This is a genomic window from Shewanella sp. SM32, assembly GCF_025654235.1.
Taxonomy (GTDB): Bacteria; Pseudomonadota; Gammaproteobacteria; order Enterobacterales; family Shewanellaceae; genus Shewanella; species Shewanella oncorhynchi.
In genome coordinates this window covers 23,385-30,921 of record NZ_JAKKRO010000061.1, presented here as the reverse complement: position 1 = coordinate 30,921, position 7,537 = coordinate 23,385, and the positions used below count along the sequence as shown (strand labels likewise).

Here is a 7,537-nt window from a genome sequence, read left to right as displayed (position 1 = left end):
AGTCGCCGCGGGAATTGTTGGGATAACGCACCAATGGAGCGTTTCTTTAGAAGTTTGAAATCTGAGTGGATACCCGCTAGTGGTTATGGGAATTTTACAGAAGCAGATAAAGAGATCACAAATTACATCACTGGATACTACAGTGAGACCAGACCCCATCAATATAATGGTGGGTTAACGCCAAATGAGTCAGAACGTTTATATTGGAATGACTCTAAAACCGTGGCCAATTTTACTTGACCACTACAATTGGTAATTGACTTAATACAATGAGTAACAAAAATAATCTCACCACACTTCCTCCTAAAAATAATGAGACAGCGACTTAACGCTTTACAACAGAATGTAGCAAAGGAATGGATTTAAAGACATGAGATGCAACGGTGTTATTGAACATTATTGATCTGAATCAGTAATTCACAATACAATGGCGAACATGTCTGTTAGACATGAACGTTGTTTGGCAAGTGAGATCCAAGAAAGATATAATGAGCAGTCCTCCTTGGTCGATTTCTTAATAAAAAATCAGGGAGAAGTCCCACGACGTTGATTTGGATTTAAAAATCCAAACGAAGTTTGGAAATGGGGTATGCGTGAGCCATCAATGATGATCAATGGCTCTTTTGAGAGGTTACTCTTCTGTATCAGTAAATGCGGCTTCGGCTTTCTCTAACTCTTGCTCGGTTTTAAGCTGAAACGCTTGCTGCTTTTTAAGCTTGGCTTCTTCTTCAAGTGCGGCTTCTCTTTGTTTAAATTCGTGTCTCTCTGGTTTAGTTAGAAACTTAAACGCGAGCTTGTTGCCTAGCACGTAGGCGACGACGTCTTCACCTTTTGTGCGGCGTTCATCGACACGTTGTGAAAAACGGGCGTTATCGCGGGCTTTACGTTCTTCGGCATTTAACTTACTCATAATCTGTTCTCCTCATTTAGTTAATCACGGTAGTGTTCCACTACGTTCAGTTAAACAAATGAGTTGTGTTGCACATTCATAAAGCTGATTGGGCGGGATTCTACCATAAGCGCTCACGAAAGCTGTGGGATTAAAATCTACCATTCCATCACCTGCGTTAACTTTGCGCACATAAGAAAGATGCGGCTAGAGTCACTTTTAAGATACACCACGAACACCGAAGCGACAGGAATTCACCTATTCCTGCGAACTGGCCGTTAGACATGGACCTTGTCCGCAAGGGAGATCCAAGAGGGGATTACAGTTGAGCCCCTCTTGGTCGACTCTTGATTTAACATCAGGGGGTGAAGCCCACGACCTTGATGTCGATTTTGATTTGATATTCGGTTTAGAAATTCAAACGAAGTTTAAAACTTAGGCTTTCTTAGCGGCGTAAGGCAAATGCCGTAACTGTATCGTTGCAAGCAGTACCGTTGCGAACTGTGCCAAGGCTTGCGTAAAAGCCGAAACAACATTGGTATTCAAAGGCAACTCTCAGTAAACTTTCGCTCCCATGTTTTGATCCGGTGCTGTGATGACCTTTCCCGAGCTTTCTTCTTACCCTGAGTCGTTAACTTTTGCTGAGCTTGGCTTAAATTCGGCGTTACTTAAGGCCTTGCCTGCAAGTCTTAAACATCCGACAAAGGTGCAGCAACTCACGATTCCGGCCATTCTTGCAGGACGGGATTTGTTAGCCTTAGCACAAACCGGTAGCGGAAAAACCTTAGCCTTTGGTTTGCCACTCCTACAACAAATTTTGTTGCAACAGCAAACACAGTTGCAGGGCGCTAAGTCTGTACAGCCTCCAAATGCACTGGCGTTAGTGCTGGTGCCTACACGGGAATTAGCACTGCAAGTGACTGAGGCGCTGCAAACAGTGGCAAGTCAGTTATCGACTTCGTTGAACATTCAGCTTCTGTGTGGCGGCGTCGCCTTGGAAGATCAATTAGTAGAACTCACTGCCAAGCCGCAGGTGTTAGTGGCAACCCCTGGACGTTTACTGGACTTATGCAAACAGGCCCACGTCAGCCTCGATTCGACAAAGCATCTCGTGTTGGATGAGGCTGACCGCCTGTTAGAAATGGGGTTTTGGCCTGATGTGCAAAAGCTGATGGCATTTATGCCTAAGCTTAAGCAAACCTTGTTGTTTTCTGCCACCTTGCCCGAGGCTTTGGATACATTGGCGGGCAAGCTACTGGCGAATGAGCCGCTGCGGGTCGAAGCCCACAAGGTGAATTCAGTGGCTGGTGAAATCGAAGAGCAGCTCTATTTAGTCAACAAGGGCAGCAAAGCACAAGCATTGATTGCGCTGTTAAAACAATATCAATGGCCGCAGGTGTTGGTGTTTATCAGCGCCCGCGATGATGCCGATGCCGTCGCTAAACGGCTCGCCAAAGCGGGAATGAAAGTCGCCGCGCTGCACGGTGAAAAAGAGCAAACCGTTCGCAGCCAAACCTTGGCCGACTTTAAAGCCAATCGGATCCAAGTATTAGTGGCGACAGATTTGATGGCGCGCGGCATTCATGTTGATGCTTTGCCTGTGGTCATTAATTTGGATTTGCCCATGAGTGCGCCTGTGTACGTGCACCGTATTGGCCGCACCGCGCGCGCTGGCGAAAAAGGGCTGGCGATTTCCCTCGTGTGCCACGGTGAAATGGCAACTTTAACGGCGATCCGCAGTTTAACTGCGCGGGAGTTACCGCTGGCATTATTGGCTGACTTTCCGGTAACGGATAAGCCGAGTGAAAAAATCACTGATGGCGCCACTGAGGGTAAAGTTGAGCGTAAGCGACCACCGCGTGATAAACAGGCGAATCGCCGTAGCATCAATAAGCACAGCGCTAAAGAGTTTAAAGGTAAGCGCTGAGTTTAAGCGTTCAAGCTTGGCGTGCCTCAATCACTAAACAGATAACAGAATAATGCGCATTGGCCGCTGTTATCACTTTCGCTCTAGGTGTAACTTAGTGACTTATTTACATTAGGAGCTAAGTCATGGGATCGACATTAGCGTTAAGCAAAGCACTTCATAAAGTGGTGAATAACGGTTTAACGACCGAGCACTTTGTACTTAGGCCATTCCAGCGAGCGGATCTTGAGGCTTTTACCGCCTATCGAGCCGACCCTAAGGTCGCTAAATATCAAAGCTGGACGGATTACAGCTATAGCGATGCACTCGCGTTGTTCGAGAAGCTGGATTATGCACAATTTGGTGCGGTTGATACTTGGTTTCAGCTTGCGATTGTTACTGGCGCGTCGGGAACTACACCAACCCAATTAGTTGGCGATCTGGCGCTGCACTTTATTGATGAGCAGCAGGTGGAAATTGGCTTTACGATTGCGCCTGAACATCAAGGTAAACATGTTGCTTTTGAGGCCGTCAGCGCATTGCTGGATTACCTCTTTATTGAATTGCATCAGCATAGAGTCATTGCTATCACCGATGCACAAAATCTTGCCTGCTGTCGCTTACTCGAAAAACTCCGCTTTAGGTGCGAAGCCCATTATGTGAAAAACATCTTCTTTAAAGGCGCGTGGGGCGATGAGTTCCTTTATGCCTTGTTAAAGGAGGAGTATTAATTCCCTTTAGGTGCAAAGTATCGCTAACGCACGCCGCTAGTGTTTCTCTATTTGGCTTATCGACCCTATCTCAGTAAAATCTCTTCATTAGTTGAGCCCGTGTTGGCTCAAAGATCTTCACGCCCGTCATGGGATTTAAGGAGTGCCACATGAAATCAATGCGTTTAGGCTTAGTGGGTATGGCGGTCGCGCTCGGATTATCGGCCTGTGCGACCACGCAATCGCCAACGGGGCGAGGGCAGACCTTGTTGTATTCAGCGGCGCAAATGCAGCAGATGGGCGATTCCTCCTTCGAGGAAATGAAAAAACAGCAAAAAGTGAGTAGTGATAAAAAGCTGACGCAATACGTCAATTGTGTCGCTAATCGTATTACTGCAGTGCTGCCGGACCAAACCCAACGCTGGGATGTGGTTTTGTTTGACTCAGAACAAGTTAACGCTTTTGCTCTGCCGGGTGGGCATATTGGGGTTTATACCGGATTGCTTAAGGTCGCTAAGGGACCTGATCAGCTTGCTACTGTGCTCGGTCACGAAGTCGCGCATGTGTTGGCGCAGCACGGTAATGAGCAGGTTTCCCGTGGACAGTTAACGGGCGTTGGAATGCAGATTGCCGATGCAGCGCTAGGGGCGAGTGGTGTGTCGAATCGCGACTTATATATGTCGGCATTGGGACTCGGTGCTCAGGTAGGGGTTATTCTGCCCTTTGGCCGCGCACAAGAGAGCGAAGCCGATATTATGGGCGTAGAGCTAATGGCTCGAGCGGGTTTCAATCCGGCTCAGAGTGTTGAGTTATGGCAGAATATGTCGAAGGTGGGCGGTAGCCAAGGGCCGGAGTTATTATCGACCCATCCATCGAACAGTAATCGCATTGCTCAGCTACAACAATTGCAAGCACAGATGCAGCCACTTTATGCCAGTGCTAAAGCGCAGGTGAAGAATCAATGTGTGGCGCCGAAATAAGCTGAAGTCTATTTAAGATCTAAGTGCCCGTTTGGTGAGTGTTCGCTGTCGTTTGCGCAGAGATATGTGTCCTTAACCTATTTATGCTTTTGGATAAATACGCAGTAAGTGTGTAAAAAAGCCTCCTTAGTTAAATAAGCAGTCAGTTTATCAGCATAGCTCGCTGAACTATGGTAAACTGGCGCGCAAAATTCCACTGATAATTGAGAGTCGTTAATTATGTCTGATAAATTCAGTACTGTTGAACAGCAAGCAAGCTACGGTGTAGGCCGTCAAATGGGTGAGCAACTGGCCGCCAATTCTTTTGATGGCGTGGATATTCCAGCCGTTCAAGCGGGTTTAGCCGATGCGTTTGCCGGTTTAGAAAGTGCTGTGTCTATGCAAGATCTGCAAGTTGCTTTCACTGAAATTAGCGGTCGTATTCAAGCTGCTCAAGAGCAAGCTGCTGCTGCTGCGTCTGCTGAAGGCGATGCCTTCTTAGCTGAAAATGCTAAGCGTGATGGCGTGACTGTGACTGACTCTGGTCTGCAGTTCGAAGTATTAGTCCAAGGTGACGGTGCTACTCCAACTTACGAAGATACTGTTCGTACTCACTACCATGGTTCTTTCATCAATGGTGATGTGTTCGACAGCTCTGTAGTTCGTGGCCAACCTGCTGAGTTTCCAGTTTCTGGCGTTATCGCTGGCTGGACTGAAGCACTGCAACTGATGCCAGTAGGCACTAAGTTGAAATTATTTGTGCCACATCACTTAGCTTACGGTGAGCGCGGCGCGGGGGCATCGATTCCTCCTTATTCAACTTTGGTATTCGAAGTTGAATTATTAGATATCATCTAATATTGAAAAAACGCCTAAGCCTGTCTTAGGCGTTTTCTTATGGAATACAAAGAAAGATTGAGGAGATTGAAATGAGTGGACAAGTGAGAGTGGCAATCGTCGGTGCCGGTGGTCGTATGGGACGCACTCTTATTGAAGCGGCCTACAATCACGACCATATTTTACTGGGTGCTGCCATTGAGCGTGCAGGCTCAAGTTTAGTGGGTGTGGATGCGGGTGAGTTAGCTGGTGTGGGTAAATTAAACGTCATGATCATGGATTCGCTCGATTATGCGACCGATGATTTTGATGTGTTGATCGATTTCACCGCGCCAGACGCCAGTATTGTCCATTTAGATTGGTGCGTTCGCCATAAGAAAGCCATGGTGATTGGCACAACGGGTTTCAATCATGCTCAAAAAGAACAGATCAATGCCTTTGCCGAGCAAACGCCGGTCGTGATGGCGCCGAATATGTCTGTGGGTGTCAATTTGATGTGGAAATTACTCGAACTGGCTGCCGAAGTCATGGGTGATTACACGGATATCGAAATTATCGAAGGCCACCACAGACACAAAAAAGATGCGCCGTCGGGCACAGCCCTGAAAATGGGTGAAGTGATTGCTAAGACTTTAGGTCGCGATCTTGAAAAATGTGCCGTATATGGCCGCGAAGGGATCACGGGTGAACGTGACCGTGAAACTATCGGTTTTGCGACTATTCGTGCTGGTGATTTAGTTGGTGAACATACGGCCATGTTTGCCGATATCGGTGAGCGTTTAGAGATCACCCATAAAGCTTCGAGTCGTATGACCTTTGCTAATGGTGCTATGCGTGCCGCTCACTGGCTCGTGGAGCAAAAGCCGGGCTTGTATGATATGCAGCAGGTTTTAGGTTTGCATTAATATTAAAAACGCCGATATGGCGTTTTTTTTTGCACCCAGTTACCAGTGGGTGGACGGTTTCGCGTTTTTACTGTAAACTCGCTGGAATTTGTCAAAATTTCGTAAATTAGCGGAAATTGGTATCTTAACATAACATAAAAACATTATATTTCAGTGGCTTGGCTCTTTATGGAGGTCGCGTTGACAAAGTCTGCCTTACTCGTACTCGAAGATGGAACTGTATTCTCTGGCACAGCAATTGGTGCCGATGGTCTCTCTGTTGGTGAAGTTGTTTTTAACACTTCCATGACAGGATACCAAGAAATTTTAACTGATCCATCCTACTCACGCCAGATTGTAACATTAACCTACCCACACATAGGCAACACTGGTACCAATGATGAAGATATTGAATCCGATGGGGTTCACGCTTGTGGTCTTATCATTCGTGATCTTCCGCTCATCGCAAGTAGTTTCCGTAATCAACAAAGCTTAAGTGATTATCTCAAAGCGAACAATGTCGTTGGCATAGCTGATATTGATACTCGCAAGTTAACTCGTATTCTCCGTGAAAAAGGTGCTCAAGCCGGTTGTATTATGGCAGGTGCAGACTTAGACGAAGCAAAAGCGCTCGCCGCTGCCAAAGCTTTCCCCGGTTTAAAAGGCATGGATCTGGCTAAAGAAGTCACGACCAAAACTGCCTATCCATGGCGTAAAGGTAGCTGGCGTTTAGTGGGCGGCTTACCAGAAGATACGCCAGCAAATGAGCTTAAATACAAAGTAGTAGCCTACGACTACGGCGTTAAGCAAAACATTCTGCGCATGTTAGTGGACCGCGGTTGTGACGTCACCGTAGTGCCTGCTAAAACTTCAGCTGCCGAAGTGTTAGCGATGAATCCCGATGGTGTATTCCTTTCGAACGGCCCTGGCGATCCAGAGCCATGCGATTACGCGATTGAAGCGATTCAACAAATTCTGAAAACCGACACGCCGATTTTCGGTATCTGTTTAGGTCATCAGCTACTCGCGCTGGCCTCAGGTGCAAAAACCTTGAAGATGAAGTTTGGTCACCACGGTGCAAACCACCCAGTGAGCAATATCGAGAAAGGTAACGTGATGATCACCAGCCAAAACCACGGTTTTGCTGCCGATGAAACGACCTTACCCGCCAACATTAAGGTGACGCATAAGTCGCTGTTTGATGGTTCACTCCAAGGTATCCATCTCACGGACAAGCCCGCGTTCAGCTTCCAAGGTCACCCTGAAGCGAGCCCTGGCCCGAACGATGCCGCCCCGCTGTTCGATCACTTTATCGAGCTAATCGACATATACCGTCAGAACGCCAAGTAGTA

At 47.2% G+C, this 7,537-nt stretch carries 8 protein-coding genes; 7 read left to right on the top strand and 1 reads right to left on the bottom strand.

Translation table 11 applies throughout. The features are described from left to right. A partial coding sequence (locus L5M10_RS19230; protein ID WP_263147013.1) for an integrase core domain-containing protein occupies positions 1-240 on the top strand: 240 nt, incomplete at its 5' end. Between the two features lie 391 nt (positions 241-631). On the opposite strand, the gene L5M10_RS19225 is transcribed toward L5M10_RS19230, so the two are convergent. Further along, positions 632-910, bottom strand: a complete 279-nt coding sequence (locus L5M10_RS19225; protein WP_173243176.1) for a DNA polymerase III subunit epsilon — start codon at positions 908-910, stop codon at positions 632-634. Between the two features lie 574 nt (positions 911-1,484). Here L5M10_RS19225 and L5M10_RS19220 point away from each other — a divergent pair. From L5M10_RS19220 to carA, 6 genes are all read left to right on the top strand, one after another. After that, complete coding sequence (locus L5M10_RS19220; RefSeq protein WP_263149137.1) at positions 1,485-2,816, top strand: DEAD/DEAH box helicase; 1,332 nt, start codon at positions 1,485-1,487, stop codon at positions 2,814-2,816. Positions 2,817-2,941: 125 nt separating this feature from the next. Next, a complete protein-coding gene (locus tag L5M10_RS19215; protein WP_263149138.1) occupies positions 2,942-3,526 on the top strand; it encodes a GNAT family N-acetyltransferase in 585 nt (194 codons plus the stop codon). Positions 3,527-3,675: 149 nt separating this feature from the next. Continuing rightward, positions 3,676-4,485, top strand: a complete 810-nt coding sequence (locus L5M10_RS19210; RefSeq protein ID WP_028759303.1) for a M48 family metallopeptidase — start codon at positions 3,676-3,678, stop codon at positions 4,483-4,485. 219 nt (positions 4,486-4,704) lie between these two features. Further along, positions 4,705-5,322, top strand: a complete 618-nt coding sequence (locus tag L5M10_RS19205; RefSeq protein ID WP_006083907.1) for an FKBP-type peptidyl-prolyl cis-trans isomerase — start codon at positions 4,705-4,707, stop codon at positions 5,320-5,322. A 71-nt stretch (positions 5,323-5,393) separates the two neighbouring features. Continuing rightward, on the top strand, positions 5,394-6,206 hold the full coding sequence (gene dapB, locus L5M10_RS19200) for a 4-hydroxy-tetrahydrodipicolinate reductase (protein ID WP_105251661.1): 813 nt from the start codon (positions 5,394-5,396) through the stop codon (positions 6,204-6,206). Between the two features lie 168 nt (positions 6,207-6,374). Then, complete coding sequence (carA, locus tag L5M10_RS19195; protein WP_113941188.1) at positions 6,375-7,535, top strand: glutamine-hydrolyzing carbamoyl-phosphate synthase small subunit; 1,161 nt, start codon at positions 6,375-6,377, stop codon at positions 7,533-7,535. Positions 7,536-7,537 lie beyond the last annotated feature (2 nt).

Coding starts and splice junctions, on each gene's coding strand:
- L5M10_RS19225 (WP_173243176.1), bottom strand. CDS start 910: ATGAGTAAGTTAAATGCCGAAGAACGTAAAGCCCGCGATAACGCCCGT.
- L5M10_RS19220 (WP_263149137.1), top strand. CDS start 1,485: ATGACCTTTCCCGAGCTTTCTTCTTACCCTGAGTCGTTAACTTTTGCT.
- L5M10_RS19215 (WP_263149138.1), top strand. CDS start 2,942: ATGGGATCGACATTAGCGTTAAGCAAAGCACTTCATAAAGTGGTGAAT.
- L5M10_RS19210 (WP_028759303.1), top strand. CDS start 3,676: ATGAAATCAATGCGTTTAGGCTTAGTGGGTATGGCGGTCGCGCTCGGA.
- L5M10_RS19205 (WP_006083907.1), top strand. CDS start 4,705: ATGTCTGATAAATTCAGTACTGTTGAACAGCAAGCAAGCTACGGTGTA.
- dapB (WP_105251661.1), top strand. CDS start 5,394: ATGAGTGGACAAGTGAGAGTGGCAATCGTCGGTGCCGGTGGTCGTATG.
- carA (WP_113941188.1), top strand. CDS start 6,375: ATGGAGGTCGCGTTGACAAAGTCTGCCTTACTCGTACTCGAAGATGGA.